General features: G+C 64.1%; 19 protein-coding genes. 8 read left to right on the plus strand and 11 right to left on the minus strand.

Annotated elements, in window-relative coordinates:
- The first annotated feature begins 91 nt into the window (after positions 1-91).
- Positions 92-1,258: a tetratricopeptide repeat protein gene (locus ACFOW7_RS06485; protein ID WP_378162281.1), complete on the plus strand. Its 1,167-nt coding sequence runs from the start codon at positions 92-94 to the stop codon at positions 1,256-1,258.
- Between the two features lie 139 nt (positions 1,259-1,397).
- Positions 1,398-1,865 (plus strand): type II toxin-antitoxin system RatA family toxin, encoded by a 468-nt coding sequence (locus ACFOW7_RS06490; RefSeq protein WP_378162283.1) that lies wholly within the window; start codon positions 1,398-1,400, stop codon positions 1,863-1,865.
- Between the two features lie 70 nt (positions 1,866-1,935).
- Here ACFOW7_RS06490 and ACFOW7_RS06495 read toward each other — a convergent pair whose 3' ends face one another.
- The 7 genes from ACFOW7_RS06495 to ACFOW7_RS06525 form a co-directional block, all read right to left on the minus strand.
- The gene (locus ACFOW7_RS06495) at positions 1,936-2,238 is read right to left on the minus strand and encodes a hypothetical protein (RefSeq protein ID WP_378162285.1); all 303 of its coding nucleotides are present in this window, start codon (positions 2,236-2,238) and stop codon (positions 1,936-1,938) included.
- A gap of 105 nt (positions 2,239-2,343) precedes the next feature.
- Positions 2,344-2,598: a hypothetical protein gene (locus tag ACFOW7_RS06500; protein ID WP_378162287.1), complete on the minus strand. Its 255-nt coding sequence runs from the start codon at positions 2,596-2,598 to the stop codon at positions 2,344-2,346.
- Between the two features lie 191 nt (positions 2,599-2,789).
- Entirely contained in the window at positions 2,790-3,017 is a 228-nt protein-coding gene (locus ACFOW7_RS06505) for a hypothetical protein (protein WP_378162289.1), read from the minus strand.
- A 435-nt stretch (positions 3,018-3,452) separates the two neighbouring features.
- On the minus strand, positions 3,453-3,938 hold the full coding sequence (locus tag ACFOW7_RS06510) for a GNAT family N-acetyltransferase (protein ID WP_378162291.1): 486 nt from the start codon (positions 3,936-3,938) through the stop codon (positions 3,453-3,455).
- Between the two features lie 92 nt (positions 3,939-4,030).
- Positions 4,031-4,444, minus strand: a complete 414-nt coding sequence (locus ACFOW7_RS06515) for a hypothetical protein (RefSeq protein WP_378162293.1) — start codon at positions 4,442-4,444, stop codon at positions 4,031-4,033.
- Between the two features lie 342 nt (positions 4,445-4,786).
- Positions 4,787-6,127, minus strand: coding sequence for a HAMP domain-containing sensor histidine kinase (locus ACFOW7_RS06520; protein ID WP_378162294.1), 1,341 nt, complete (start codon positions 6,125-6,127; stop codon positions 4,787-4,789).
- 3 nt (positions 6,128-6,130) lie between these two features.
- A complete protein-coding gene (locus ACFOW7_RS06525) occupies positions 6,131-6,811 on the minus strand; it encodes a response regulator (protein ID WP_378162295.1) in 681 nt (226 codons plus the stop codon).
- A 431-nt stretch (positions 6,812-7,242) separates the two neighbouring features.
- Between ACFOW7_RS06525 and ACFOW7_RS06530 the strand changes: the two genes are divergently transcribed.
- From ACFOW7_RS06530 to ACFOW7_RS06540, 3 genes are read left to right on the plus strand one after another with little or no spacing between them, the layout of a single operon-like run.
- Positions 7,243-8,625, plus strand: coding sequence for an efflux transporter outer membrane subunit (locus tag ACFOW7_RS06530; RefSeq protein WP_378162297.1), 1,383 nt, complete (start codon positions 7,243-7,245; stop codon positions 8,623-8,625).
- Complete coding sequence (locus ACFOW7_RS06535) at positions 8,625-9,725, plus strand: efflux RND transporter periplasmic adaptor subunit (RefSeq protein WP_378162299.1); 1,101 nt, start codon at positions 8,625-8,627, stop codon at positions 9,723-9,725. The genes ACFOW7_RS06530 and ACFOW7_RS06535 overlap by 1 nt, the downstream gene beginning before the upstream one ends.
- Positions 9,722-12,811 (plus strand): efflux RND transporter permease subunit, encoded by a 3,090-nt coding sequence (locus ACFOW7_RS06540; RefSeq protein WP_378162302.1) that lies wholly within the window; start codon positions 9,722-9,724, stop codon positions 12,809-12,811. The genes ACFOW7_RS06535 and ACFOW7_RS06540 overlap by 4 nt, the downstream gene beginning before the upstream one ends.
- A 449-nt stretch (positions 12,812-13,260) precedes the next feature.
- On the opposite strand, the gene ACFOW7_RS06545 is transcribed toward ACFOW7_RS06540, so the two are convergent.
- The 3 genes from ACFOW7_RS06545 to ACFOW7_RS06555 form a co-directional block, all read right to left on the minus strand.
- A complete protein-coding gene (locus ACFOW7_RS06545; RefSeq protein ID WP_378162304.1) occupies positions 13,261-19,215 on the minus strand; it encodes a DUF4011 domain-containing protein in 5,955 nt (1,984 codons plus the stop codon).
- A gap of 427 nt (positions 19,216-19,642) precedes the next feature.
- On the minus strand, positions 19,643-20,182 hold the full coding sequence (locus tag ACFOW7_RS06550) for a GNAT family N-acetyltransferase (RefSeq protein WP_378162306.1): 540 nt from the start codon (positions 20,180-20,182) through the stop codon (positions 19,643-19,645).
- Between the two features lie 423 nt (positions 20,183-20,605).
- Positions 20,606-22,135, minus strand: coding sequence for a GH3 family domain-containing protein (locus ACFOW7_RS06555; protein WP_378162308.1), 1,530 nt, complete (start codon positions 22,133-22,135; stop codon positions 20,606-20,608).
- Between the two features lie 497 nt (positions 22,136-22,632).
- On the opposite strand from ACFOW7_RS06555, the gene ACFOW7_RS06560 reads away from it, so the two are divergent.
- Together ACFOW7_RS06560 and ACFOW7_RS06565 are read left to right on the plus strand one after the other, a co-directional pair.
- Positions 22,633-23,151 carry a hemerythrin domain-containing protein gene (locus tag ACFOW7_RS06560; protein ID WP_378162310.1) on the plus strand — a complete coding sequence of 173 codons (519 nt, stop codon included), beginning with the start codon at positions 22,633-22,635 and terminating at the stop codon, positions 23,149-23,151.
- Complete coding sequence (locus ACFOW7_RS06565) at positions 23,148-24,353, plus strand: NnrS family protein (protein ID WP_378162312.1); 1,206 nt, start codon at positions 23,148-23,150, stop codon at positions 24,351-24,353. Before ACFOW7_RS06560 ends, ACFOW7_RS06565 begins: the two co-directional genes overlap by 4 nt.
- Positions 24,354-24,480: 127 nt before the next feature.
- On the opposite strand, the gene ACFOW7_RS06570 is transcribed toward ACFOW7_RS06565, so the two are convergent.
- The gene (locus ACFOW7_RS06570; protein WP_378162314.1) at positions 24,481-25,317 is read right to left on the minus strand and encodes a hypothetical protein; all 837 of its coding nucleotides are present in this window, start codon (positions 25,315-25,317) and stop codon (positions 24,481-24,483) included.
- Between the two features lie 164 nt (positions 25,318-25,481).
- On the opposite strand from ACFOW7_RS06570, the gene hemN reads away from it, so the two are divergent.
- The gene (hemN, locus tag ACFOW7_RS06575; protein WP_378162316.1) at positions 25,482-26,915 is read left to right on the plus strand and encodes an oxygen-independent coproporphyrinogen III oxidase; all 1,434 of its coding nucleotides are present in this window, start codon (positions 25,482-25,484) and stop codon (positions 26,913-26,915) included.
- The last annotated feature ends 5 nt before the right edge of the window (positions 26,916-26,920 follow it).

Here is a 26,920-nt window from a genome sequence, read left to right on the forward strand (position 1 = left end):
TCCCAGCGACGACGCCATGCCACCGTCTGTCGTCCCGCTATCGGCCGACGTCGCCGTCCTTCTGTCTGCCCCTGCCCCCGGATGCCGCGCCATGACGCTTTCTCCCGATCTCAAACAAACCCTGGCCCGCCATGAACGCTATGCCGAGGCCGACCCTGACAATCTGGCCCTGCGTCTGCGCCTGGCCGATCTCTACCACCGTGCCGGCGAGTTCGATGCGGCACTCACCGCCTGCCAGCACTGCCTGACCCTGGCGCCGGGCGATGCGGTGGCGCGCAGCCTGCATGCGTCGGTGCTGATTTCGCAGCACCGGTTCGAAGAAGCCGAGCGGCTGCTGGCCGAGCTGGTCCAGGCCGAGCCGACTGATGCGGCGCTACAGCACAACCTGGGGGTGGCGCGTTTTCATCTGAGACAGTGGGAGGCGGCAAGCCAGTGCTTCGACACTGCCGCCCGGCTGGGGCTCAACTACGGACCCAATCTGTCCTATCTGGCGCGCAGCCTGCATCGGCTGGGTCAGACCGAGGCGGCCATCGCGGTGGTGCAGCGCTGGATCGAACTGGAACCAGGCCGGGCCAGCCAGGGCTGTCTGGCCCAGTTCTATCTCGAAGACGGCCAGTTCGGCGCCGCCCATGAGAACGCGCTGGCGCTGCTGACCGACCATCCCGAGGATGCGCGCGCCCATATCGTGGCCGGTTTTGCCTGTCTGGCGCTCCATGAGGTCGAGCTGGCGCAGCAGCATTTCGATACGGCGATTGCGCTCGATTGCCAGCATGAGCTGGCCTGGCATGGGCTCGGGCTGACCCATTTCCACCAGCAGCGCTACGACGAGGCGGTCGAAGCCATGCGCACCGTGGCACGGCTGGCGCCCGATCATGCCGGCAATCTGGTGACGCTGGGCTGGGCCCGGCTGATGATGCGCGATCTGGCGGGCGCCCAGCAGGCTTTCGAGCAGGCGCTGGCGCTCGATCGCCGCTTCGGCGAAGCCCACGGCGGGCTGGCTACCGCCCTGGCACTACAGTACCAGTTCGAGCAGGCCGAACAGGCGATCAAGCTGGCACGCCGGCTCGACCCGCGTGGTTTCGGCGCCGAGCTGGCAGCGGCGGTGACGCTGATCGGTCGCGGCCAGAAGTACGATGCGGCCGAAATCTACCGGCAGGCACTCGAACGCAGCCTGCCCGGGCGGGAAATGGGTTCGCTGCTGAGCCAGTTGCAGCTACGTACCTTCCCTCGCAGCGATCGGCCGCGGACGGTCCACTGAACAGGTCGGTTTTTCCTGTGGATTCAAGACTCTGTCTGCGACCGCCCTATATCCTCGCGGCCTTTCCCGCGCTAAAGTGGCGCTCTGCCCACCGACGCCGCCAAGCTGTCTGCGGCGTCCTCTGTCAGGGAGATTGCCGATGAAAGTCACTGTCAGCACCTTCGTCCGCCGCAACGCGCACGAACTGTTCGAACTGTCGCAGGATTACCAGCGCCGTCTTGAATGGGACAACTATCTGGTCGCCGCCCATCTGCTGGGCGGCCATCACCGGGCCGATGTGGGGGTGGATTCCTACTGCAAAAGCCGCCTGGGCCAGGTGATGGTGTCGCGCTATGTCTCGTTCAAGCCGCCGCAAGTGGCTGCCGTGTCGATGGTCGAGGGACCCTGGGTGCTGAAGGAATTCAGCGGCAGCTGGCGTTTCACCCAGTCGGCCAGCCAGGGCACGCTGGTGGCTTTTACCTACCATCTGCGCACCCGGCCGCGCTTTCTGCACCGGATCATGGAGCCGATGCTCGCCGTGCTGTACCGCCAGCAGATGCAATCCCGCCTCGAAGCGTTCAAACGCTGGGCCGAACAGTTGCCCGAGCCTGTGCCGGTTCAGTCCTGAATCTTCCTCGTACCCATGGCAATACGCCGCGCCCTGCTGTCAGGACGCGGCGTATTGTCCGACTTCCCCGCTACTTGCCAGCCTCTGCCACAAACGCCTGCCGACTCTTGCGATCGAACAGGCACAGCATGCGGCCGGTCTGGTTCTGCATGAATTTCTGCGGATAGCGACCTTCGACCGTCAGTGCGGTATAGCCGACCCGATCGTCGAACTCGATCGGTTGGCCCACCGCCTTGGCGTTGCGCAGGCCACTTTGCTTGAGGCAGGCCGTGACGACCTGCTGCTGCTGGGCCGTCCAGGCTTCGGGACTCGAAGCCTGCACGGTCTGCAAGAACGCCAGGATAAGGGCTGTGAGAAGGCTGATGGTTTTCATGGCAATGGTTCTGGTTAAAAACGATGATTTCCGCCCGGCAGAAAATTCGCTCGTCACGCTCAATCAATAGAGGCGTCGATCAAGACCCGTCTTTCGGGAAAAAATTCATTTTTTAATTCCTGTTTCCCAAACAGAGGGACAAAGCAAGCCATACGACATGATATTCACCTTTCGGCAGCTGATGGATGCGGCGCATTTGTCCTGCACACGGCCATTTCTTCTTTCACCAAACGCCGCAAGAAAGCCGATCAAGCCAAACAAAATCACCAACAAAAACAGATTACCCAGACAACAGAAAAAATAAACACTCAAATTCCACATCAATTCATCACCCTCCCAATTTATCGAAATACCTACCACCTTTCCAATGCAGCCATTCGGATTCCGACCCAACAAAGGAACGATTCGTGAAGATTCATTCGGAGCCGAAGATCCAGCAAATATGATCCCATGAAATCCGGGATCGGGTTTATCTGAAACCGATCATCGGGTCTTGCCATCTCTTTGATTTGATTGTCCTGCCACGCAGACTCAGCAAACGACCACGCTGGCTATTTCCACTTGGCCTCATACAGACGGGGCGCATAGCGGCCGATGTAGGAGGCAAGCCCTTTGCCGGCGACGGCGAGCTTCTTCATCTGCTCCACTTTGCTGGGGCCGGCACTGCGATAGGTATAGGCGTAATACACCCCGTTGCGGAATTGGACCGTGATCGATTCCGGGCCCATATCGTATTCAAGGACACCTGAATTGCCAGAAAGATTCTTGTAACGTTCCATCGTCGATTCCTTTCCTGATACCACCTCAACAACGAGGCGATATTTTACCATTTCCCAGGCCAAGAAGCCTCGGATATTTCCTCCAAAGGGAAAATTGACGATTGATTGTGCGGGTAATTGGGCGGGGTGGGAGAGGCCGAAAAAGCGGTCGTTGCAGGTACGAGGAGAGGGGAGAAATCCGGCGGTGATGCCGGCACATCCGTTCTGGTAATTTTTTCAAAGCGATTGAAAATAAATCGCGCTGACGACCGGCAAGATTATCTTTTCCGGCAAATAAAAAAGCCCGTCCATATGAACGGGCTTTCGACGGATGTCGAAAATTACCAAGTGTTACCTGACGCTTTGAATACTAGGCACTGGTCAGCGAAATGCCATGCTTTTTTTAGATAACGCCGATTTAAAAATCGGCGTACCGATAACAATGAATTCGGTTGACTAGACAGGCATCTGCCGCTCCATCCGCCGCAGCAGCACATCGGGGTGACTTGCCAGCGACTCGGTCGCCTCGCCGAACACAAAGCCTTGCCGCTGGTAGAAGCGGCAGGCACGCGAGTTGTCCGGTGCCACCGACAGCACCACGCTATGCCGGCCCAGCGAACGGGCATGGTCCTCGACGGCCTCGACCAGCCGGCTGGCCACCGCCGTACCACGCGATTCGGGACGGACCCACATGGCGATCAACTGGTACTCATCGTGCCGATCAATCACCCCGCCGACCATGCCGACAGGGAGGTCGCCTTCCCAGGCCAGAAAGTAAACCGGCCCACTGCGTCCACTGGCCCGCTGTCGCCACTGTTGTTCACCGTACTGCGCCACCTCGGCATGGCTCAAGCCGAATGCCTTGGGTGAATCGAGCAGCGAAGCGAGGCGGAGAGCTTTCAGGGTTTCCCAGTCGGCCTCAACGGCAGGACGGATCAGCATCGATAGCCTTTCTATTTCTGTACCCAGAGGAAAAACAACGCCTTCACTGCAAGCTTACCGGCCCGGCTGGACACCGACCCGACACAGCTGCGCTAAAACGCCTGTAAACCCTGATACAGCAGACCGGCACAGATAAACCACAGTATCCACTGGCCCAGCACCAGATAGTCCTTGAAAGGCCGCCGCAGCGCGGCCATCTGGATCAGCCAGATCACGCCCCAGCCCAGCAGCAGTAGCAGCGACATCTGTGCCAGGCTCTGCCTGGCCGGCAGCAGGCTGGGAAAGGACAGCGCGATCAACAGCGCCGCCAGCGCCAACAGGTCGATCGTTACCAGTTGGAATGCACAGAGCGACTGCACCCAGCGACGCTCCAGCACCATAAAGTCGCTGTCGCGCTGTCCCTGCCGCAGCGGTCGGGTACTGAGCGCCTCGCGCACGCCAATAAAGGTATGGGCCAGAAACGCCAGTGCCACCAGCACACCGGCCGTCAGAAACGAATAGTTCATGGGCTACCTCCTCGCTGAAAGGGACATCGAACCGGCACATCGCCACCCATCACTGCGAGAATAGGGCGGGAGTGGACAATATATAAAATATTGTGCATGAGCACTGCTATAAGCAGATTATGCAGATTCCAGAATTTCAAAAAACAGGAATAGTGCCTCTCAAGCGACTCCTGAACTATCCATCCGCCACGTCGCGAGACCCGGACGCATGGTGGCCGTGGAAAGGATGAAGAGGACCGCAAGCAGGGCGCCCGACAGCGCTTTGTGGCTGACGCTTCCTATGGTTTTTCTGGCTTGGCGGCTGTTCCTGAAAGGCCGAGGTTCGGCTCATCGATCACCCCGTCACGACAGGGACGGAGGGCGCGGCAAGGTCAGGCGCATCACCAGACCGCCGCCCGGGCGGGCCTCGGCGGTAATGGTGCCGCCATGCGATTCGATGGCGCGGCGGGCGATGGCAAGGCCGAGGCCGAAGCCGCTCATTTCCCGGGTCTGCTCAAGCCGGCGAAACGGCTCAAAAATGCCCGTCAGATCGGCCGGCGCGATTCCTGGTCCGCGGTCGGCCACACTGACGGTCAGCCGCTCCGGCCCCGCCTCGACGCTCACCTCGACCGTGCTGCCTTCGACGGTGTATTTGACGGCGTTGCGGATCACGTTCTCGAACGCCCGGTAGAGCAATTCCGCGCCGACCTCGACCACGAATTCGCCCTCGGCGCGCCAGCTTACTTCGCGGCCCAGGGTACGGGCTTCAAATTGGGCATCTTCGGCAATCGCCCCGATCAGCTCGACCAGATCGACCCGTTCGCGCCGCATCTCAGCCGCGCCGGCCTCCAGGCGCGCCAGGGTCAGCAGTTCGCCGACCAGACCGTCGAGCCGCACGGCTTCGCGCTCGATCCGCTCCAGGCTGGCCTCGGTCCGGTCGGGCCGCTGTCGGGCCAGGCCGATGGCTGCTTGCAGACGGGCCAGCGGCGAGCGCAATTCGTGTGAGACATCGTGCAAAAGCCGCTGCTGCGCGCCGACCAGCTGCTGGAGCTGCTGCGCCATCCGGTCGAAATCCCGGCCCAGATCGGCGATTTCGTCGCGGCGCCGGCCCATCCGCGCAAAAACCCGGGTATCGAGCCGGCCATCGGCCACTTTGTGCAAAGCCCAACGCAGGCTGCGTACCGGTTTGGCGAAATACCAGCCGAGCAAGGCGCTGACGGCCAGGCTGACCAGGGCGGAAGCAGTGATCGGCACCCAGATCGAGGGGGGTTTGGGCTTGGCATCGGCCAGCAGTCGTGCCACTTCGGCTTCACGCGCAAACACCCGGTAACGCTGCCCACCGCCACGGCGCACCTCGGCCACCGCCGGGTCGCCCCGGGCCAGACGCGCGGCCAACCCGGCCAATTCGGCCTCAGGCAGCCACCGTCCCAGCAACTCCCGTCCGCTCTCATCGACGATATACATCGCCGGCACCGCACCCCGGGCGGCCCAATCGCGCAGCAGACCTGTCGCCGCCGCAGGTCCTCCCTCACGCAGTACGCCCACGGCGCCACCGAGCATCAGATGCAGGCGTTCGGCTTCAAAGCTGTGCTGCTCCGGTGGGTCGAACCATTGCAGCAGCCAGGCGCCGGCGATCACCGTCACCATGGTCAGCATCAGCGACAGCCAGAATGCCGCAAAGAACTTCCAGAACAGGCGGCCCACGGCCTACTCCTTGACCAGCAGATAGCCCTGGCCGCGCACCGTCTGTATCCAGGCGCGGCCATCAGATGAGGCGCCGAGTTTCTGGCGGATGCTGCTGATATGCACATCGATGCTGCGATCAAAACGCGCCAGCGGCCGGCCAAGTCCACGCTCGGACAGCGCTGCCTTGCTGACCACCTGCCCGGCCTGCCGCGCCAACACTTCCAGCAGCCGGAATTCGGCCCCGGTCAAGCTAAGCGGGCTGCCCTGCCATTCGGCCGACAGGCGCGAGGGCCACAGCCGCAAGGCGCCGCTGCGCAACTCATCGGCCGGCGTCGACGCTTCACCGCCGCGACGCAGAATGGCCCGCAGCCGCGCCACCAGCTCGCGGGGAGAACAGGGTTTGGGCACATAGTCGTCGGCGCCCAGTTCCAGGCCAAGAATCCGATCGATATCGTCACCGCGGGCAGTCAACATCAACACAGGCAGACGACTCTGCGCGCGGATGCGCCGTAGTGCCTCGACGCCACCGAGCCTGGGCATCATCACATCGAGCACGGCAATCTGATAACGCCCGCTCAACGCTTCAGCCACCCCTGTCTCGCCATCGTGGACGGCGTGGACACTGAAGCCTTCCTGTTCCAGATATTCGGCCAGCATCGCGCTTAGCTCGGCGTCGTCGTCCACCAGAAGAACATGGGTCATGGCAGCAGCAAACAGGATTGAACTTCGCTGCATGATAGCCAGGACAGCCGCACCTGCTTTCGATCTTTACCCGTCTTTACCAGCAGAAGGCTGAGGTGGCGGCAGCTCCGGACTGTTTGTGTCCCACGCCTCCAGCACAGCTTGGCGGACGCGGAATTGAAGGTCGTCTCAGCAGCGCTCTGATGGATGGAAGAAAAATCAATATTTACGCAAAGCCATTGCAAGTTAGATAGCCATTTTAGTAAAGAAATAATAAAAACACCCCCAACAACCGCGTCCCGGACGCCTCCATCCATTGCTGTGGTTCCCAACGAAACAAAGCGAAGGTGGACAGGACCGCCCCCACCTTTACCTTTCTTTACCGAGACTTAACGGCGCTTAACCCGGTTTGCCGCGACGATGGCAACGATCGTTTGTCGGACCCGGAGACCATGTCCTTCCCTCTTCCCCCCCGTCTTGGCGGTGCGCTGTTAGCACTGGTGGTGTCGGGCTGTGCCCTTGTCGGTCCCGAGTACCGCACCCCCACGGTCGAAGTCGCCGCCACCTGGCAGGAAGCACTGCCCCATGGCGGCAGCACCGGTGAATTGCTCGACTGGTGGCGCAGTTTCGACGACAGCACGCTCGATCTGTTGCAGGCAGAGGCGGTAAAGGCCGGCCCGACGCTGGCCTTGGCTGCGGCCCGTCTCGATGCGGCGCGTGCCGAGCAGGACAGCGCCACGGCCAATGGGCTGCCGGGGGCGAATCTCAAGGGAAACGCCCAGCGCATCGAGGATGGCCAGAGCACGCGCCAGGGACTGCTCGACGCCAGTTGGGAAATCGACCTGTTCGGCGGCCTGCAACGCGGCCGGGAAGCTGCGGCTGCCCAGGTCGAGGCACGGCAGGCGCAGTGGCACGAGGCGCGCGTTTCGCTGGCCGCCGAAGTCGCGGGCGAATATGTGCGCTATCGCGCCTGCCGGCTGCTGGAACAGCAGCAAGGCGACCATCTCGCCTCGCTCGAACGGACGGCCCGTACAACGACCAGCGCGGTGCAGGCGGGTCTCAGCGCCCCGGCTGACGGTGCGCTCGCCGACGCCGGCGCGGCGGCGGCCCGTGCCAGGCTGCTGAGCCAACAGGCCGAATGCCAACTGTCGGTCAAATCACTGGTCGCCCTGACGGGGTTGGCCGAGCCGACCTTGCGCCACCATCTCGACCACGGCCGCCAGACGCTGCCACAGCCGGCCGCCGTGGCTGTCCAGAGCGTACCGCTGCACTGGCTGAGCCAACGGCCCGATCTGGTCGCGGCCGAACGCTCGGTCGCGGCGGCCAGCGCGGCCATCGGTCAGGCCCAGGCGCGGCGCTATCCGCGTCTGTCGTTGCTCGGTTCGATCAGCAGCGACAGCCGCAGCAGCAATTGGTCGTTCGGTCCCTCATTGAGCCTGTCGCTGTTCGATGGCGGTGCGGGTCAGGCCGCCGTGTGGAGCCGCCAGGCCGACCATCGCGCCTCGATCGCCACTTACCGGCAGACGGTGCGCCAGGCCGTGCGCGAAGTGGAACAGGCGCTGGTGCAACTCGACAGCGCCAGCCGGCGCGAAGCCGACATTGCCGCCAGCGCCAGCGGCTACCACCGCCACTTTGCCGCCGCCGAGCAGATGTGGCAGGTCGGCGCCGGCAGTCTGCTGACGCTCGAACAAAGCCGGCGCGACGCCCAGGCGGCCGAGCAGGCGCTGATCACGGTCCGGCGCGACCGCCTGCTCCATGCCATCGATCTCTACAAAGCCCTGGGTGGCGGCTGGCAGGCCGCTGGCTCGCCTTCTTCGCTCGCGGAATCCTCCTGATGAAACCTCCCTTCCGACTGGCCGTGCTGGCCGGCCTGATCGTGCTGGCCAGCGCTGCCCTGCTGGCACGCGACCCCCAACCGGCCGCGCCGGCACCCGCCGCACGGGCGGCGCTCACCGTGCAACTGGTCGAGCCACAAACCCAGGATTGGCCACTGACCCTCGACGCCGGCGGCACCATTTCACCCTGGCAGGAAGCCAGCATCGGCGCCGAAACGGGCGGGCTGCGCATCGTGGCGCTCCATGCCGACGTCGGCAGCCGGGTCAAGCGTGGCCAACTGCTGGCTGAACTGGCCGCCGACACGATCCGCGCCGAACAGCGCCAAGCCGAAGCGGGCGTGGCCCAGGCGCGTGCCGCCCTGGCCGAAGCGCTTGCCAACGCCGAGCGCGGTGCGGCAGTCCGCGACAGCGGTGCGCTGTCCACCCAGCAGATCGAGCAATACCAGCTCGCAGCCCAAAGCGCCGCTGCACGGCTCGAAGCCGCTGAAGCGGCACTGGCTGCTGTCCGGATCAAACTGAATCAGACCCGTATCGTTGCCATCGACGACGGCCTGATCACCGCCCGGGCTGCTGTACTGGGCACCGTGGTGACAGCAGGTAGCGAACTGTTCCGACTGCAACGACAGGAGAGATTGGAATGGCGCGCCGAAATCGGCGCTCGACAGTTGGGCCGGCTGGTAGCGGGACAGTCAGCCAGCCTGTCTCTGCCCGATGGCAGCCGCGTCAACGGCACTGTGCGTGCGCTGTCCCCTACCCTCGACAACGCCAGCCGCAACGCCCTGGTCCATATCGACCTGCCCGGCGGCAACGCCGCCCGGGCCGGGATGTATGCACGCGGCACGATCGAGCTCGGTCGCACTGCCACCCAGACGGTGCCGGCCAGCGCCATCACGCTGCGCGATGGCCATAGCTATGTGTTTGAAGTCGATGGCAGCGGCCGGGTCAAACAGCGCAAGGTGACAACCGGCCGCAGCCGGAACGAGCAGATCGAAATCCTCGACCGTCTTGCCGCCAATACCCGACTGGTCGAGCGCGGCGGGGCCTTTCTGCATGAGGGCGATCTGGTGCGGATTGCCCAATCGAAGCAGGAGGCCAAATGAATCTGTCCGCCTGGGCGCTGCGCAAACCCGTGCCCGCCATCCTGCTGTTTGTCGTGCTGACGCTGATGGGGCTGATCGGCCTGCATAGGCTCGGCATCCAGAGCTTCCCCGATATGGACTTCCCCACCATCTCGGTTCGCGCCAGCCTCGAAGGTGCGGCGCCTGCCCAGCTGGAAACCGACGTCGCCCGCAAGCTCGAAGATCGCCTGGCCGGGCTGGGCGGCGTCGAGCACCTCACCACCACCATCGATGATGGCTCGGTGTCGATCGACGTACAGTTCGCCCTGGAAAAGAACAGTGAAGAAGCACTGAGCCAGGTCCGCAATGCCATCGACGGCGCCCGCGCCGAACTGCCGGTCGAGATGGCCGCGCCCACCGTCTCCAAACTCAGCACCACCGGCTCGCCGATCCTGACCTATAGCGTGGCGTCGGCGCGGCTCGACGAAGAAGCGCTGTCCTGGCTGGTCGATGGCGAAATCAGCCGGGCCTTGCTTGCCACCTCCGGCGTTGGCGCCGTCGATCGGCTGGGCGGCGTCGACCGCGAAGTGCTGGTCGAACTCGACCCGGCCCGGCTCAGTGGACTTGGCATCGACGCCGCCACCGTGGCCCGTCAACTCAAGGCCGTGCAGAAGAACGGCTCGGGCGGTGAGGCACGGCTGGGCGGACAGAGCCAGTTGCTGCGCACGCTGGCGGCAGTCGGCACCGTCACCGAGATCGCCGCGCTGCCGATTTCGCTCGGCGAAGGCCGCCAGGTCCGGCTCGACCAGCTCGGCCAGGTGCATGACGGCTATGCCGAGCGCACCACCTATGCCTTGCTGGACGGCAAGCCGGTGATCGGTTTCCAGATCACCCGCAGCAAGGACAGCAGCGAAGTCGCTGTCGCGGCGGCGGTACGGCACACCGTCGAGACACTGCGCGGCCGCTATCCGCAAGTCGAATTCCACGAAGCCTACGATACGGTGAAGCCGATCCAGGACAATTACGACGGCTCGATCGGTCTGCTGTACGAAGGCGCCCTATTGGCCGTCCTTGTGGTGTTCTGGTTTCTGCGCGACTGGCGCGCCACACTGGTGTCGGCAGCGGCATTGCCACTGTCCATCGTGCCGACTTTTGCCGTGATGTACTGGCTCGATTTCAGCCTCAATGTGCTGACCTTGCTGTCGCTCGCGCTGGTGATCGGGATGCTGGTCGACGACGCCATCGTCGAAGTGGAAAACATCGTCCGCCATCTGCGCCTGGGCAAGACACCGTTCCAGGCTGCACGCGAAGCTGCCCACGAGATCGGGCTGGCGGTGGTCGCCACCACGCTGACCCTGGTGGCGGTTTTTCTGCCGACTGCGTTTATGGGCGGCATTCCCGGGCGCTTCTTCCGCCAGTTCGGCCTGACTGCGGCCGCGGCCGTCCTCGCCTCGCTGCTGGTGGCCCGGCTGCTGACGCCCGTGATGGCAGCCTGGCTGCTCAAGCCCGATCAGCAGGTCGAGCCAGAAGGTCCGCTGCTGCGCCGTTATCTCGGCTGGGTCGAGCGCTGTCTGGCCCATCGCCGCCTCACCCTGACCGCCGCGCTGCTGTTCTTCGCCGGTTCACTGGCGCTGATTCCGCTGCTGCCCACCGGTTTCGTACCGGCCAGCGATCAGAGCCAGACCCAGGTGACATTGGAGTTGGCCCCGGGCAGCCGACTCGACGACACCCTCCAACTGGCAGAACAGGCGCGAGGACTGCTAGCAGGCGTGCCCGACGTCAGACAGGTCTTCACCGCAGTGGGCAGCAGTACCAGCCAGGGCGGCGGGCCGGGCAGCGTCGATCAGCGCAGCGATGCCCGCAGCGCGACGCTGACGCTGAACCTGACTCCACGCAGCGAGCGTGATCGTTCACAGAGTGAAATCGAGGCCGATATCCGCCGCGCGCTGCAAGCCTTAGCGGGCGCTCGCGTCAGTGTCGGTGGCATCCAGAGCGGCGAAACCCTGCAACTGACCCTGGTCGGCGACGACGCCACGGCACTCGAAGGCGCGATCCGGACCGTGGAGCGGGAATTGCGCACACTCCCGGACATTGGTTCGGTGACTTCGGGGCTCAGTCTGCAACGTCCCGAACTCCAGATCATGCCCGACCAGAACCGGGCGGCCGATCTGGGTGTCACCAGCAGCGCGCTGGCCGAAACGGTCCGCATCGCTACCCGGGGCGACTTCGCGGCAAGCCAGAGCAAGCTCAACCTGCCGCAACGGCAGATCGGCATCCGCGTCCGACTCGACGCCAGCACCCGACAGGACCTCGACGCCATCGGCCAGATTCGTGTCCCGTCCGCTCAAGGCGAGGTGACGCTGGCGAGTGTGGCCGACATCCGACTCGGCAGCGGCCCGAGTCAGATCCAGCGACGCGACCGGCAACGTCAGGCCACCATCGAGGTGGAATTGGGCGGCCGCAGCATTGGCGAGGTCATGCAAGCGGTGAATGCGTTGCCATCACTGCGCACGCTGCCCGCCGGGGTCAGTCAGGCGGCCGCCGGGGACGCCGAGCGGATGGCGGAATTGTTCGGCGGTTTCGGGCTGGCGATGCTGATCGGTATCGGCTGCATCTATCTGGTGCTGGTGCTGCTGTTCCATGACTTCCTGCAACCGGCCACGATCCTGGCTGCGCTGCCGCTCAGCGTGGGCGGGGCGTTTCTGGCGCTGCTGCTGACCGGCAACAGCTTCTCCATGCCTTCGGTGATCGGCCTGTTGATGCTGATGGGGGTCGTGACCAAGAACTCGATCCTGCTGGTGGAGTACGCCGTGCTGGCCCGCCGTGGCGGGATGGGTCGGCACGAGGCGCTGATCGATGCCTGCCGCAAGCGAGCCCGGCCGATTCTGATGACCACGATTGCCATGGCCGCCGGCATGTTGCCGATCGCGCTGGGCCTGGGTGCCGACCCGAGCTTCCGCGCCCCGATGGCCATCGCCGTGATCGGCGGACTGCTGACCTCGACCTTGCTGAGTCTGCTGGTGATTCCGGTGGTGTTTACCTATGTCGATGATTTGCTGGCATGGCTGAGCCAGCGATGGCGGCGCGATATGAGCAAGATCACGCCAGCCGTCCCCCTTGCCGACTAAGCCCTGGGGGTAGCACCAGCGTGTCGGTCCTGGTGTGATGGCTTAGCAGGCTGTTTTACATTTTCATTTATTTATCTTTATTTCCCGCAATATTTCTAGCAGCTAATTTTCTTATTATTTTATTTTATAACAACCCGCCATCTTGGTCGTTCTGCCAGACGACTTCAGCCGGTGGCGGAACGAGGGAAAGCGGCCTAGGTCGCTTTCCTTCGCTCTCCCTCCCCCGCTTCAGGCGCTTTTCTTTCTCTACAGCCTGTCCGTCCAACTCGGATTCGCCGCCAAGCCTGCTGGAGCGCGGTACGTCTGCGCTTTGCGGTCTGGACGCGCTGATGCCGGATTGACTGGAAATGCGCTCGCGGCTCGGATTTAACCAGACGAACGCCAAGCAAGCGCCAAGCAGCCCATTTTCCCGCCAAGGCAAAAATGGACTGCTCAGCGTGTGGCAAGCCTTATTTTCTCTCTGCCGTCCCGGCGTTCACGCTCCCGCCTTCCCGCCCATAAACCACCGGTTCCCCCAGCGGCAGCGTCACCTTGATCGCCTCACTGGCCGGCTTGGCCAGTTCGATGTGGGCGGGAGCTTCGGATTGATTTACTCGTCGCTGTGCCAGCAACGCTTCCAAACGGGCGGCGATCTTGTCGGCGCAGGCTTGCGGGTCCAGCCACCAGTCGGTGGACCAGACCCGTACCAGCGTCCAGCCCAGGCCATTGAGCACCTGCTCGCGCAGTTTGTCGCGGTCGCGGGCGGTGGCCGAGCGGTGGTAGGTGGCGCCGTCGCATTCGACGCCGGCCAGATAGCGGCCCGGGGCATCGGGATCGACGATGCCAAGGTCGATGCGGAAAGACGATACGCCGACCTGCGGGTGGACCTGCCAGCCCCGCGCCATCAGGGCCAGCGCCACCTGCTGCTCGAACGGGCTGTCGTAGCTGCCGACGCTGCCATGCACCGCTTCACCGAGCGCGCGCGAACCGCGCTCGGCGAATTCCATGAAGTGCTTGAGATCGCGCACCCCGGCGGCCTGGGTGCGCGACAGGTCCAACTGCTCCGGTCCCAGGCTGGAAAACACCTTGAGCGCATGACGCGCCCGGGTGATCGCCACATTGAGGCGCCGCTCGCCGCCTTGCTTGTTCATCGGTCCGAAATTCATCGACACCGTGCCGCTGGCCGTCGGCCCGTAGGTCAGCGAGAAATAGACGATATCGCGCTCGTCGCCCTGGACGCTTTCCAGGTTCTTGACGAAGACCGGCTCCAGCAGGGAATCCGAGAAATACGATTCCAGGGCCGGATCGCGCCGCCGCTCTTCATCGAGCAGATCCTCGATCAGCCGCTGCTGCTCGCCATTGAAGGTGACCACGCCGATGCTCATGGCCGAGCCGGCAAAATCAGGCGACTTGAGCTTGCCGACCAGATCGGCCACCAGCGCGCGCGCTTCGATCAGATTGGTCCGCGAGCCGCCTTTGTCGTAGAGGCCTTCGATCCGGTGGAAACTGACCGCCTTATCCTCGGTGACCGGCGAAGGGAACGTCACCAGTCCGCCCTGGTAGTAGCGATGGTTGGAAAAGGCGATCAGGCTCTCGTGGCGGCTGCGGTAGTGCCAGGACAGGTCGATCGTCGGCAGATTGGCCCCCAGGCATTCGTCGAGAATGCTTTCGAGATCGGCCTCGATTTCGCTGTCCTCGTCCTCGACCTCGGCACGGTCGAAAAAGCTGGTCGGCGGCAGTTGTTTCGGGTCACCCACCATCACCACCTGCCTGGCGCGGGCGATTGCACCGATGGCGTCCCACACCGGGATCTGCGACGCCTCGTCGAACACCACCAGATCGAACGTGGCCGTGCCGGCCGACAGATATTGCGCAACGGAAAGCGGGCTCATCAGCAGACAGGGCGTCAGCGTCGTCACCGCCGTGCCGGTCTGCGACATCAGTTCACGCAGCGGCATATGGCGGGTCTTCTTCTGCATCTCGTAGCGCAGCCGGCCCCACTCCGACTGGCGCGTCACGGCATCCTGGGCCGGCAGCCCGGCGTGCAGCCGGGCCCGCACCCAATCGCGGGTCAAGCGGGCCAGCCGTGCATCGAGCTCACGGAAATCGCGGATCCGCTGCTCATGGGTCGAGGCCACGAAGCCACGCAGGGTCGGGTCGGCATCGATCGTGGCAGTGAGCCACCAGCGGCAATAGTTGACCTCGAATGCCTGTTCCGCAGCGGCCGCCGCGACCGTGCCGTCCTCCAGCGCCGCCACCAATGGCGCCAGCCCCTGTGCCGACGCTTCCTCGCGAACCTCGTTCCAGGCACACCAGGCCGCCAGCTTGCCCAGATGCTGCAACAGCCGCCGCCCGCGCTCGGCCAGTTCGACCGGGGTCGCCTCGGCCAGCGCTGCCTGCTCCTGCGCGATGAAACCGGCTTCCTGACACAGTTGTGGCAAGGTCTGCTGCAAACTGCGCAGCCCGGTCAGATAGGCCTGGCCGGCCTGGATTGCGGCGGCCAGCCCGGCCGTTTCCTCGCCATAGAGCTGCTCCAGCCTGTCCAGCACCCGGCTCTGCTCGGCCAGCATCGGCGCCAGATGCGGCAAGGCGGTCGCCACGGCTTTCTGGAAATTCAGTGCTGCCTCGACCACGGCCACCTCGGTATCGAGCCCCTCCCACAAGCCTGGCGAGTGCGGCATCAGCGCCAGCATCGAAGCCAGCTCCGCCATTTCGCGCAGCAGCGCCAGATCGGTCGCTGCCCGCTCGCCGCAGCGGCCGGCTTCGACCGGGCCGAGTCCCTGATCCTGCCAGGGTCGACCGCTCAGCACCGAGGCCAGGGCGGTCTGCCAGCGCAGTGCGGCCATGGCGATATCGAGCTGGGTGGCGTGGCCGGCCCAGACCCCATCGGTATCGGCCCCCAGCAGCGTCAGCTCGGCCAGCCCGGCGTCGAGCCGGCGCAGTTCGCGCAGTTGCGACAGGGATTCGGCCATGCCCGAGCCGACTTCCCCGGCCGCAATGGACTCCCAGCCGTCCTCACGCCACGGCAGGCCGTCACGGGCCGCCTGCACGGCATCTTGCAGCGACAGCACGGCTTGCAGCAGATCGAGGCGGGTGTTCTGCCCTGCCCAGATCCGCCCGGTCCGAGCGGTCAGACCATCGAGCTTGGCCAGTTCGGCCCGGACGGCCGCCAACTCGGTCAGACACGCCATATCGCCTGACAGATCGGGTTGAGCCTGACTGCCGGCCAGGGTTTGCAGCCGCTGCACCAGCGCACGGCGGCGGAACCAGTTGATCGGCCACGGCGCGCCCTGCACGGCCTGCCATTCGTGTTGCAGAGAGGAGAAATCGAGCTCCGACAGCGGATAAGGCAGCGACAGCTTGGCCGTCAGCCCCGCCGCCCGCTGGAGCAGCATCAGGCCATGCCGCAGTTCGTCGAGCATGGCCTTGCTCCAGGCCGGCACCAGACTGGCTTGCAGCGCACGGAAGCGACCAAGCCGTTGCAGGCCGTCGCGCAGGGTTTGCAGCGTCTCGGCACGCCATGGCATCGACAATTGGCTGCGCAGCTCGCGGTAACGCACCAGTTGGGTCAGGCAGCGCTGCAAGCCCTGCGCGACTTCGCCAGCGTGGGGACGCACGGCAAAGCGCCAGTCACGCCCGGCCGGTTGCGGCAAGGCACGTGCCAGCAGGCCCAATGCCTTGCGGGTGCGGCCATTGCCCTCGATCTGCGGCAGCTCAAGCACCTCGCGCAGCGTGTGGGCGGCGGTTTCGCTGGCCTCGGCGGCCGACACCAACTGCCGCAGCAGTTGCGCCAATTCGGTCTGCCAGGCATGCGACCAGCCACGACGCGGCATGGCGGCAAAGCAGCTCGCCCCCGGACGGTCCGCATCGAGCGATTGGGCAGCGACACCGAGCCGCTGCGCCAGCTCGCGCAAGCCAGCCAGTGCCACGTCATCGTGCAGCAGCGGATCGGACCAGCGCAGCGGCAGTTCCGCCATCGCACTGCCGGCCACCACCTGGCCGATGGCCTGGTAGACGCTCAGGCCATTGGGCAGGCGCCGATGCAGATGTTCGACGTAATGGTTCAGCTCGGCACGCAGCCGGCCCAGCCGTTCGGCTTCACGGCGCCATTGGGCCGGATCGTGGCTCGCTGCGGCATCCCAGGCCCGCTTGAGCTGGGCCAGTACCTCGGTTTTGCGGGCCTTGTTCGAATGGAGTTCCAGACAGCAATCCCCCAGCCCCACATCACGCAGGCGCCGGTAGACCACATCGAGCGCGGCCATCTTTTCCGACACGAACAGCACCCGCTTGCCCTCGGCAAGACACTGGGCGATCAGATTGGCGATGGTCTGGCTCTTGCCGGTGCCGGGCGGGCCGATCAGCACGAAATCCTTGCCGCGCGCGGCGGCGACCACGGCGCGCAATTGCGAGGAATCGGCCGGCAGCAGGCAGAAGTCGCGCTCAGGCGGCAACTCCTCATCGAGCCGGCGCGGGTCGGGAAAGGCGATCTCGGAAGGGTAAGGCTCGCGCGGGCTCTCGATCAGATGACGCACCACGGCGTTTTGCTTCAACTGCTCGGTCCGACCGGTCAGGTCCTTCCACATCAGGTATTTGGCGAACGAGAAGGTAGACAGCACCACTTCCTCGACCACTTCCCAACCCTTGATATCGCGCACCGCCGCCGCCACCCGGCGCCAGATGCCGGCCACATCGAGACCCTGCTCGTCCTTGGGCAGCTCGCTGTCGTCGATGCCCAGTTGCAGGCGGAAATCCTGCCGCAGCATCTCGATCAGGGTCGGATTGAAACGCGGCTCCTCATCATGGAGCCGCAGCGCAAAACCCGAGCGCACGCTTTTACGCTCCAGTGTGACCGGCACCAGGATCAGCGGCGCCTTGTGCCGTTTCTCGCTGCGCGCATCCTGGGTCCAGGCCAGGAAACCCAGCGCCAGATACAGGGTATTGGCCCCATTCTCCTGCAAGCCGGTACGGGCGCTGCGGTACAGCTCGACCAGACGCGCTTCGAGCGCTTCGCTGTCGAGCGCCACGAACACTTCCTTGCGCGCCAGGGCATCGAGCGCCAGGGCATGGCGCAGGGTTTCCCGATCGCGGCTCTCCACTGCCGGGTCGACCACCGTCATCGCCACGGGTCTGGACAGCAGTTTCAGGCTCTGCCCGCCGGCCAGCAGGTCTTCGAGTCGTCCCGGGTCCGGCGCATCGAGCGGCAGCGACTTCTTGCCGGCGCGGAAACTCAACAGATTGTTGCGCAGCGACAGATCGAGCAACTTGCGCTGCCAGCGGGTCAGACGGTCTTCGGGTCGGTTGGGCGTGGGGTGCAATGAATAGGAAGGCAGATCGGGCGCCGGCTCGAACAGCGGCTCGACCGTGCCGGCTGCCACAGACGGCGCCAGGGCAAGCTGCACTTGATGGCTGTCGAGCGGTTTGATCCCTTGCAAGCGGGCACGGCGGATATCGACCGCCAGCTCGAACGCCTGCTCGCGCACTTCGGCAATGGCCGCTTCGCCGCTGTCGCTGGCCTGCCGGAACGACGGCACGGGACGCTGGGTCAGCAGCACCGGATCGAGCAGAATCAGCTCACCCAGCCGGACCCGTTTACGCAGCGCCATCACATCGTCCACCACGGCATGGCCGAAGGTTTCGTTCTGTAACCAGACCCCGGCCAGCGCATGGCCTTCGATAAACACCACCAGTCCGGACAGGCCGGCCTGCTCCAGCGCGGCGCAATACAGCAGTGTCGCATCAAGGCAGGTCGCCAGGCCCGCTTCGACCACGCGCGACGGATTGCGGATCTTCTGGCCGCGATGCTCGAAGCTGGCCGGTGGCTGGGCGTAATCGAGCCCCAAGCCGCCCAGTGCCACCCAGATCGCCTGGGCCAGCGTCCAGGCGCCGGTCGCCCCGGCCTGATAACCGTTGATCGCACCACTTTGGCCGGCCTGACGCAGAATCTCGGCCGCCCGCTTCAATACCCGCTCCACGGCTGCGTCGTTGGGCTGGACAAAGGCAGCGATCATCTCCGGACTGCTCGCCAGCCCGCCCCACTGGTTCTGCGGCAGCAGCTCGACCGTCAGTTCGCGGCTGGCCAGTACCTGCGCCGGGTTGTCGCGCTGATGCAGTGCAAAGCGCACCGTCGCCGGCCGCGCTTCGGTCAGCCGGCCCAGCAGACCGGCATCGAGCAGCAAGTCCAGATTGTGCGGCCGGCAGGTGTCGCCGGCGCTCATCGCATCGATCCGCCAGGTCTTGCTGTGCAGAAAAGGCGGCTCGGCCACCACCGTCAGCGCCAGGTCGCCCAGATCGGTGTTGCTGCGCACCGCCAGCTCGCGCAGCACCGGACTGCCATGCTGGCAATCGGCCAGATTGAGCTTGGGCACAAAGGTGACATCGATCTGTGGCGCGGCTTGCAGGTCGACGACGGCAATGGTGGCATCCATGATTTTCCTGTTCTGTTCTTTCATCCGCTTCCAACAAGTCAGCAGTTAAGCGAAAGAATATTTAATTTCTTATTAAACATAGCAACAGATCTCGCAGATATTTTGCACAAAATATTTATCCTGCTTATCCCCCGCTCTACGGCATCCTCAGATCGGACACCGCCTCCCCCTCTCCCAACCATGCGCCCCCTGTCACTCGTCACCTAGAGTATTTCCACTGAAGTAGGCATCGCAGCAAGTCTGGTTGAGTGCCAGGAGCCGGCATTTTGAGGGCCGGACCCACTGACGCCGAATTGACTGGAAATGCCCTAAGCACAGCCATATCAAAACATCCTCGCAAAAGCCGTCTGATCAAACAGAAAACGGCTGCGGCGGCGCAGATTATACGAAGATGGCTCAGCCGCCACAGCGGCCGACGCCAGCTCGCTCAGCCCGCAAGGCTGGGCGCAGCGCCGGCCTTATGACCGGCACACCGAAAGCGCTGCCCCATCTCACCCTCGATCAGCAGGTTCTGGTAGTCCCCGCCCGTATAGTCGGCGATCACCCGCTGCCAGAAAGCGATGGCCGGCTTATTGCGGGCCAACTGGACCATTTCCCAGCAGCCGGGCAGACGGTCGAACAGGCACTGCGCCGCCAGACGCCCCCAACCCCCGCGCCGATGCTGGCGCAGGACAAAGAACTCGCTGAGCCGGTAATCCGCCTCGACACTCCTATACGGAAACGGCCTGGCGCCAACCAGCGCAAAGCCCAGCGGCTTGCCGTCGAGTCGGAATAGAAAAGGACGCACACGCGGATCAGCCGGCGCCAGCCAGGTGGGCAGATAGTCGGGCGTCCAATGGCCTGTGGCGTCGAGCTGGTAGAAATCGCTGAATTCGGACAGATCGTGCAGATAGAGCGCGTAGAGCTGACGAAACAGCCCCTGCTCGGTCTGCAACAACGGTTCGACGGTCAGTGAGGAAGAGGACATGGACGGCAGAGTCTCCGCAGAGTTGGTCGGATTGGCAGAATAAAGGCGAAAGCGCTGTAGCGGGGCTTTCTTCTGAATAGGCCCGACGGATAAAGCTGGATTCCGGCAGCGATGCGACTCGGCCGGGGTGAGGTTGGGTGACGGGGAAGTCTTGGACGGGATGAAGGAGAGGCTTGGGCCAGTTTTTTGGGGGCGGCCGCGTAGGGGCGAAGCCGCTTATTTAGGGCCTTTCCGCTGAATGCGGAATCGAAGCCTGGTTGAGTAGCGTGCCTGGGCCTTGTGGGCTGGACACGCTGACGCCAACGTGGCTGGAAAGGCGCTAGCGTGCAGACCGGTAACGAACCGGTCGCGGACGCTCTGGGAAAGCATGAGTTTCAGCACATCCATCGTGCTATGTGAACACCATCTGCCTCCGGACGCGGCTTAGGCCGCAAAAATATCGAGCCATTCGGGTGCGGTCAGCAATCCGGGCATCTTGATATCGCCCAGGCGGCGGCCCTGGGTCAGCATGCGGGCGATATAGCGATGCTGCGCCTGCCGCACCCGCCGCGCTGCCAGGGGCTGCAACTGGCCCAGCGCCCGGGCATAGGCGTATTGCGGGTTGCGCATCAGCCGCGATTCGACCCGATCTGCCGCGCCGGTCGCCTCATCGGCATCGCTGTCGAACACCAGCACATAACGCCGGCTCGCCGCGTCGGCCACCAGTGCCCGGAAACCGGCCAGATCGGCCAGCGCCCGCTGGACGAATTCATCGGTCAGCTTCTCGCCCACCAGATCGCTGCTCAGATTGCCGCGCCCGACAAAGCGCAAAGCCGGCTGTCCGCCCGGGCCGTGGCCGGTACAGGTGACGATATCGCCGGTGCGGTAGCGGTAGAGGCCGCCTGCCGTCGTGATCACCACTTCGTAGCGGCCGCTGATCACGATCTCATCGGCTAACAAGGGCTCGCCGCCCTCGTCGAGAAATTCGAAAAATCCGCTGTCCTGCGACAGCAAGGCCTGGCCGGTCGATGAATCGGGAATGCTGACCACCGCCTCGGTCGACAGCAGCCCCTTGGGTTGCAGCGTGACCGAAGGAAACAGCCGGCGCAGACGGGCGAAATACGGCCGGGACGCACCGTCGGCCCAGCAACTGATCAGTTTGAGACCGGGCCACAGGATGGCCGGGTCGTCCTTGCGCAGATACTCGTCCAGCCGCTCAAGCGCGGCCGGATCGGGCATGACTTCGCGTGTCCCGAGCGTCCCGCCGCGCCCGAGCAGTTCGCGCAGTGCCTCGGCCTGGTCGGGAATCGCTTCGAGCAGCGACAGAAAAAAGGTGGGACTCCATACCGATACCAGCGACAGATCGTGGCAGGTCAGCAGATCGCGCAAGGTGGCCAGTTGCCACGCACCGAGTTCACGACAACCCGCCACGGCCAGATCGACCGCCGACAGCCGGGCAAACAGCGGCAGCGCTTCGGGGCCGAGATAGTCGGCGTCCGACAGACCATAGGGCACCTGCGGTGCCGGCTCAGGCAGGGAGCGGGTGGCCGGGCTGATCGCCCAGTAGGCGTGGCCGGTGCCGATGTTGTAGCTGCGGATCACGTCAGCCAGCCAACCGAGCAGCGCCCGGCGAAAATCGGCCAGCGAATGGGCGCTGTAGGGAATCAGCTTGGCGCCGCCCCCGCTGCCACCGGTCGATTCGCAAGCCACCGCTCGCCCCGCAAACAGCACATCGGCTTCGCCGGCCGTGACCCGGTCTATCCAGGGTCGCAGCGTGTCGTAATCGACCAGCGGCAGCCTGGAGCGAAAACTGGCCAGCGCGCCCGAGCCATCGAGCCCATGGCCGCGCAGATATTCGCAAGCCGCATTACGGCGCAGACAGTCGGCCAGCCAGGCGGCCTGGGCCGTGCGGCAGCCCGGTCGGCCGATCAGCTGACGCTGCCCCAGCAGATAGAGTTCATGCCATTCGCTCATCGTTTGTCGCCTCGCTCAGAAACTCCGGCTGGAAACCCTGGCCGGCTCGACTCTCGGCCAATTACTCAGGTGACGCTTCAGGCTGGAACCGCCCGGTCCGATGCCGGGCGAGAGACAGGAGAAATTGTCATAAATCAACAATTTCTCCATTTTTCATAGGTATATCTTGCACAAAACAAGCAGTTTTTTATTAATTACGCCTACCATCTGCGACTTTATCGATATCAGGATTGCCAATCGGCTGAGAAGGGAATGTTATGTGTCAGCGCAGCCTGTGACGGCGAGGGTGAAGCGGCAGGTGGCTTCGCCCGGCTGCGATTGAGGTGAGCATAGTACAGACTGGCCGCGGTATTCCTGCACCAGACCGACGGCTATCGACACGCTGACCGGCGGCCTGGGCGGCAACCGCCCGTCTTTCCCTTGATGCCGATCAGTTCGCGCCCAACGGGATAGGTAGAGAATAAGAGCCTGTTCACTTTGATCGATACGGACTGGCCATGTTGACGATAGGAAGTAGTGCCGCGCCAGGCTTTGACGACCCGATCGCGCTGTTGATGGCCTGCCACGACAAGGTTCGGCGCTTTGCCGCCCTGAGTCTGCGGCTCGACCGGCACCTGGCCGAACGCGGCCTCGATGAGGAAGCCAGTGTCGCAGCGAGAAATATCCTGCGTTATTTCGATGTCGCCGCCGGCCTGCACCATGCCGACGAAGAGGAAGACCTGTTTCCGGCCTTGCGCCAGCTGGGTGACCCGCAGCTCGACCGCGCCATCGCCGAGCTTGAAGCCGAACACGAACAACTGGGCGATTTGTGGCGTGCCATCCGTCCGTGGCTGGAGACGGTCGCGCAGCATGGCCAACCCGTGCGGCCGGCCGAACTCGAATCGTTTGCCAATCGCTATCCCGCCCATGCCGAACGTGAGGAGCGCGAGTTGTACGGCGCGGCTTCCCGACTCGATCGGGCCACCTTGGGCCGGATCGGCCGCAATATGCAAGCCCGCCGCGAGGTGAAGTCATGAGCCTGACCGTCTTCGACCAACCCCAATCCGACCGTCCCGTTTCCTCGCTGCAAAGGCTGTTGCGGGTGCCGCACCGGCTTTATTTCAGCGCAGGCGTGCTGGCGCTGCTGAGCCTGGCCCTGTGGTGGGCCGTGCGCCTCGGTGTGCCGCAGAACAGCGCCTATCCGGCCATGCTGATCCATGCGGTACTGATGCCTTTGGGCGTCTTCCCCCTGTTCATGCTCGGATTCATCTTTACGGCCGGACCGCGCTGGCTCAGCGTCCCCCCGGTCGGTGGCCATCCGCCGATTGCGCTGGGCTATCTGGCCGGCCTGCTGCTGGCGCTGGCTGGTTTCACCCAGGGCGGCAGCTGGCCGGCGGCGGGTCTGTTATTGATGCAGATCGGCTGGAGCATCGCCACGCTGCGCTGGCTACAGTGCATCCAGCGCAGTCAGGTCGAGGACAAGCGCCATGCCATGCGCCTGTTCTGGGCCATGGCGGCCGGGGCGATTGCCCTGATGCTGGCGCTGTTATGGGTGAGGTCAGGCGAAGGCATGCTCTGGTGGCAATCGCGTCAGGTCAGCCTGTGGGCCTTCCTGCTGCCGGTATTCCTGATCGTGTCGCACCGGATGATTCCCTTCTTCACCCAATCGGTCCTGCCACAGATCACCCCATGGCGGCCCTACTGGCTGCTCGATGGCTGGCTGCTGCTGAGTGTCGCGCTGGTGCCGGCCGGGCTGGTCGGTTGGCCGCTGCTCGAAGCGACGCTGGCCTTTGTGCTGGCGGCTAGCCTTGGCCATGCAAGCTGGCGCTGGGGGCTGTTCGCCAGCTTTGGCAACCGGCTGCTCGCCATGCTGCATCTGTCGTTCGCCTGGCTCGCTCCGGCACTGCTGTTGCAGGGACTGTCCGCCCTGGGCGTCCAGGTCGGCGCCGCCCCCGCCCACGCACTGGGCATGGGGTTTTGCAGCACCATGCTGGTGGGCTTCGTCACCCGGGTCAGCCTTGGCCACAGCGGTCGGACACTGGAAGCCGATCAGCGCTACTGGGCCATCTATCTGGGTCTCCATGGTGCGGCGCTGCTGCGTGTCGCCGCTGCCCTGTTTGCCCTGCCGGCGCTCTGGCTCCATCTGGCCTCGGGTCTGTGGCTACTGCTGATGTTTGCCTGGGCCTGTCGGGTATTGCCGATCTACTGGCAGGCAAGGGCTGATGGGAAGCCGGAATAATAGAAAATATCCTGCAAAACATTCGCAAGATACACAGCCGTTCTCATTGAAAAATAAACATCCTATCGATCCATAGCCAAGCCCCGCCACGCAACAGACCCTGGCGGGGCTTGACAAGGCTGAATGCTCAGCGCTGCTTCGATCTCAGCTTCTGCAAGGCCACCTGAGCCGGCTTGTCACCTGCTGCCGCCGCCTGCTTGAGCAGCGCCTGGGCAGCTTCGCGGTCGCCTTTCTGCTTGCGGTCGAGACGGATCAGCGCCGCATTGTAGGCCGCGATCGGATGCGACAGCCTGGCCGCAGCCTCGAAGGCTTGCAAAGCCCGCTCGGGACAGAGCAGCAGGATGTCCGCCCCGACGCCCACATGGAACAGTCCTTCCGCGTTGTTCTGGGTGAGGAATTCGGCTTCCTGAGAGATCGCCCAGCCGGTGGCGAGCGACACCATGACCTCTTCGCCCTCAGCGATGCGATAGACATTCCCGTTGAGCGCGGTAGCGGCCTGCTGGGTGGTACGGATCGAGCCATCGCGGGTCAGCCACAGAAAGCCCTGCAATCCCCCCACCGGCAAGCCGACCACTTCGGCCAACTGCTGCGCCAGCGGTTTACGACCTGGCGCCGGCGCCACGCCGGTCCAGGAAGCCACCAGCGCGATACGCTCGACCTTCTTCTCTTTCTCGATCACTTCCTTGACCTTGCGGGCCAGTTCGGCAACGGTCTGGATGCGCATATCGCCGTCGTAGAAGCGCCAGGGATTGGCATGCAAGGCCATATTCAACTGGGTCGGATCGTCATTGCCTGCCACCTTGTCCGCATACTCGACAATCGCCTGGCCAGCCGGGAGGCAGGCGGACTTGGCGGGATCGCACGAAGAAACCGTGATCAGACCGGATAGCGGAACCGGCTGCTTGCAGTCGGCGAGGACCGGGACACTTGCCGCCAGCAACAGGGCACTTAATAGATATTTCATCTTCATCAAATCGTCTCTGTCAGTTTTCAGTCAGAAAATTCGAGCGAGCCGCAGTATAGCCTCACTTGAGCCGGCGCTCGGCAAACGTTGATCGATGTCAACGCACCCAGCCGACAGCACTTGCATACTGGCGGGTATCGTTTCTTCTTCCGATGGCGGCCAGCATGAACGCCCCCTGCACGCTTCCCTCCCACCAAGACAACGTCGACGTGCAAGCCCTGAGCTTCGACAAGGCCCTGATCGAGCGCCTGGCCGGCAATGGCCCGCGCTATACCTCCTACCCGACTGCCGACCGTTTCCATGACCAGTTTGGTGAAGCCGACTACCGCAGGCTCGCCACGGAACGGTTCAGCGGCCCGGAACGGCGGCCGCTGTCGCTTTATGTGCATATCCCCTTCTGCAACACCATCTGCTACTACTGCGGCTGCAACAAGATCATCACCAAGAACAAGGCCCATGCCGAGGTCTATCTCGACTATCTCGAACGCGAGATCGCGCTGCAGGCCCCCCTGTTCTCGCCGGCAGCGCGGGTCGAGCAGATGCATTTCGGCGGCGGGACGCCGACCTTCCTGTCGGACGCCCAACTGACGCGGCTGGTCGACGCACTGCGGCGCCATTTCGATTTCGCGGCTGACGATCAAGGGGAATATTCGATCGAGATCGACCCGCGCAAGGTCGAACCGGCCACGGTGGCCTTGCTGGGGAAATTGGGCTTTAACCGGATGAGCCTGGGCGTGCAGGACTTCGACCCGGCCGTGCAGCAGGCGGTCAATCGCCTCCAGAGTGAAGAGGAAACGCTGCGGGTGATCGACGCGGCACGCCAGCATGGCTTTCGCTCGGTCTCGATCGATCTGATCTACGGCCTGCCGCGCCAGACGCTGCCAGGCTTTGGCGCCACCCTCGACAAGGTGGTCGCCGCGCGGCCCGACCGGCTGTCGATCTACAACTACGCCCATTTGCCGCATCTGTTCAAAACCCAGCGTCAGATCAACGAAGACGAGCTGCCCTCGCTCGATCAGAAGCTCGATATCCTGAGTCTCGCCATCAGCCGACTGAGCGAGGCGGGTTATGTCTATATCGGGATGGACCACTTCGCCCTGCCCGACGACGAACTCGCCATCGCCCAGCGCGCCGGCACGCTGCACCGCAACTTCCAGGGCTATTCGACCCATGACGATATCGACCTGCTGGCGCTTGGCGTCTCGGGCATCGGCAAGGTCGGTAACAGCTACAGCCAGAACGTGCGCGGCACCGAGGACTACTACGCCCTGCTCGACGCCGGTCAGTTGCCGCTGCTGCGCGGCATCACCCTCAGCCGTGACGATGAGTTGCGCCGCAGTCTGATCCAGCAGTTGATGTGTGCGTTCACGCTCGATCTGGCGGCAATCGAACAGCGTTGGGATATCCGCTTTACGGACTATTTCGCCTGGGAATGCGACAAGCTGGCCACGCTGGCCGCCGACGGCCTGTTGACCCTCGATCGACAACGGCTCCAGGTACTGCCACGCGGCCGACTGCTGGTGCGCAATATCGCCATGGTGTTCGACCGCTATCTGCGTCTGGGGCAGCCGATGCAGCGCTATTCCAAGACCATCTGAGCCTG

This window comes from Chitinimonas lacunae (assembly GCF_042650885.1).
Taxonomy (GTDB): domain Bacteria; phylum Pseudomonadota; class Gammaproteobacteria; order Burkholderiales; family Chitinimonadaceae; genus Chitinimonas_A; species Chitinimonas_A lacunae.

Bases quoted from the DNA above. Each gene is read 5' to 3' on its own strand.
- ACFOW7_RS06555 (WP_378162308.1), bottom strand. From the start codon at position 22,135: ATGAGCGAATGGCATGAACTCTATCTGCTGGGGCAGCGTCAGCTGATC.
- ACFOW7_RS06495 (WP_378162285.1), bottom strand. From the start codon at position 2,238: ATGAAAACCATCAGCCTTCTCACAGCCCTTATCCTGGCGTTCTTGCAG.
- ACFOW7_RS06540 (WP_378162302.1), top strand. From the start codon at position 9,722: ATGAATCTGTCCGCCTGGGCGCTGCGCAAACCCGTGCCCGCCATCCTG.
- ACFOW7_RS06505 (WP_378162289.1), bottom strand. From the start codon at position 3,017: ATGGAACGTTACAAGAATCTTTCTGGCAATTCAGGTGTCCTTGAATAC.
- ACFOW7_RS06545 (WP_378162304.1), bottom strand. From the start codon at position 19,215: ATGGATGCCACCATTGCCGTCGTCGACCTGCAAGCCGCGCCACAGATC.
- ACFOW7_RS06530 (WP_378162297.1), top strand. From the start codon at position 7,243: ATGTCCTTCCCTCTTCCCCCCCGTCTTGGCGGTGCGCTGTTAGCACTG.
- hemN (WP_378162316.1), top strand. From the start codon at position 25,482: ATGAACGCCCCCTGCACGCTTCCCTCCCACCAAGACAACGTCGACGTG.
- ACFOW7_RS06525 (WP_378162295.1), bottom strand. From the start codon at position 6,811: ATGACCCATGTTCTTCTGGTGGACGACGACGCCGAGCTAAGCGCGATG.
- ACFOW7_RS06535 (WP_378162299.1), top strand. From the start codon at position 8,625: ATGAAACCTCCCTTCCGACTGGCCGTGCTGGCCGGCCTGATCGTGCTG.
- ACFOW7_RS06515 (WP_378162293.1), bottom strand. From the start codon at position 4,444: ATGAACTATTCGTTTCTGACGGCCGGTGTGCTGGTGGCACTGGCGTTT.
- ACFOW7_RS06570 (WP_378162314.1), bottom strand. From the start codon at position 25,317: ATGAAATATCTATTAAGTGCCCTGTTGCTGGCGGCAAGTGTCCCGGTC.
- ACFOW7_RS06560 (WP_378162310.1), top strand. From the start codon at position 22,633: ATGTTGACGATAGGAAGTAGTGCCGCGCCAGGCTTTGACGACCCGATC.
- ACFOW7_RS06565 (WP_378162312.1), top strand. From the start codon at position 23,148: ATGAGCCTGACCGTCTTCGACCAACCCCAATCCGACCGTCCCGTTTCC.
- ACFOW7_RS06485 (WP_378162281.1), top strand. From the start codon at position 92: ATGACGCTTTCTCCCGATCTCAAACAAACCCTGGCCCGCCATGAACGC.
- ACFOW7_RS06550 (WP_378162306.1), bottom strand. From the start codon at position 20,182: ATGTCCTCTTCCTCACTGACCGTCGAACCGTTGTTGCAGACCGAGCAG.
- ACFOW7_RS06510 (WP_378162291.1), bottom strand. From the start codon at position 3,938: ATGCTGATCCGTCCTGCCGTTGAGGCCGACTGGGAAACCCTGAAAGCT.
- ACFOW7_RS06490 (WP_378162283.1), top strand. From the start codon at position 1,398: ATGAAAGTCACTGTCAGCACCTTCGTCCGCCGCAACGCGCACGAACTG.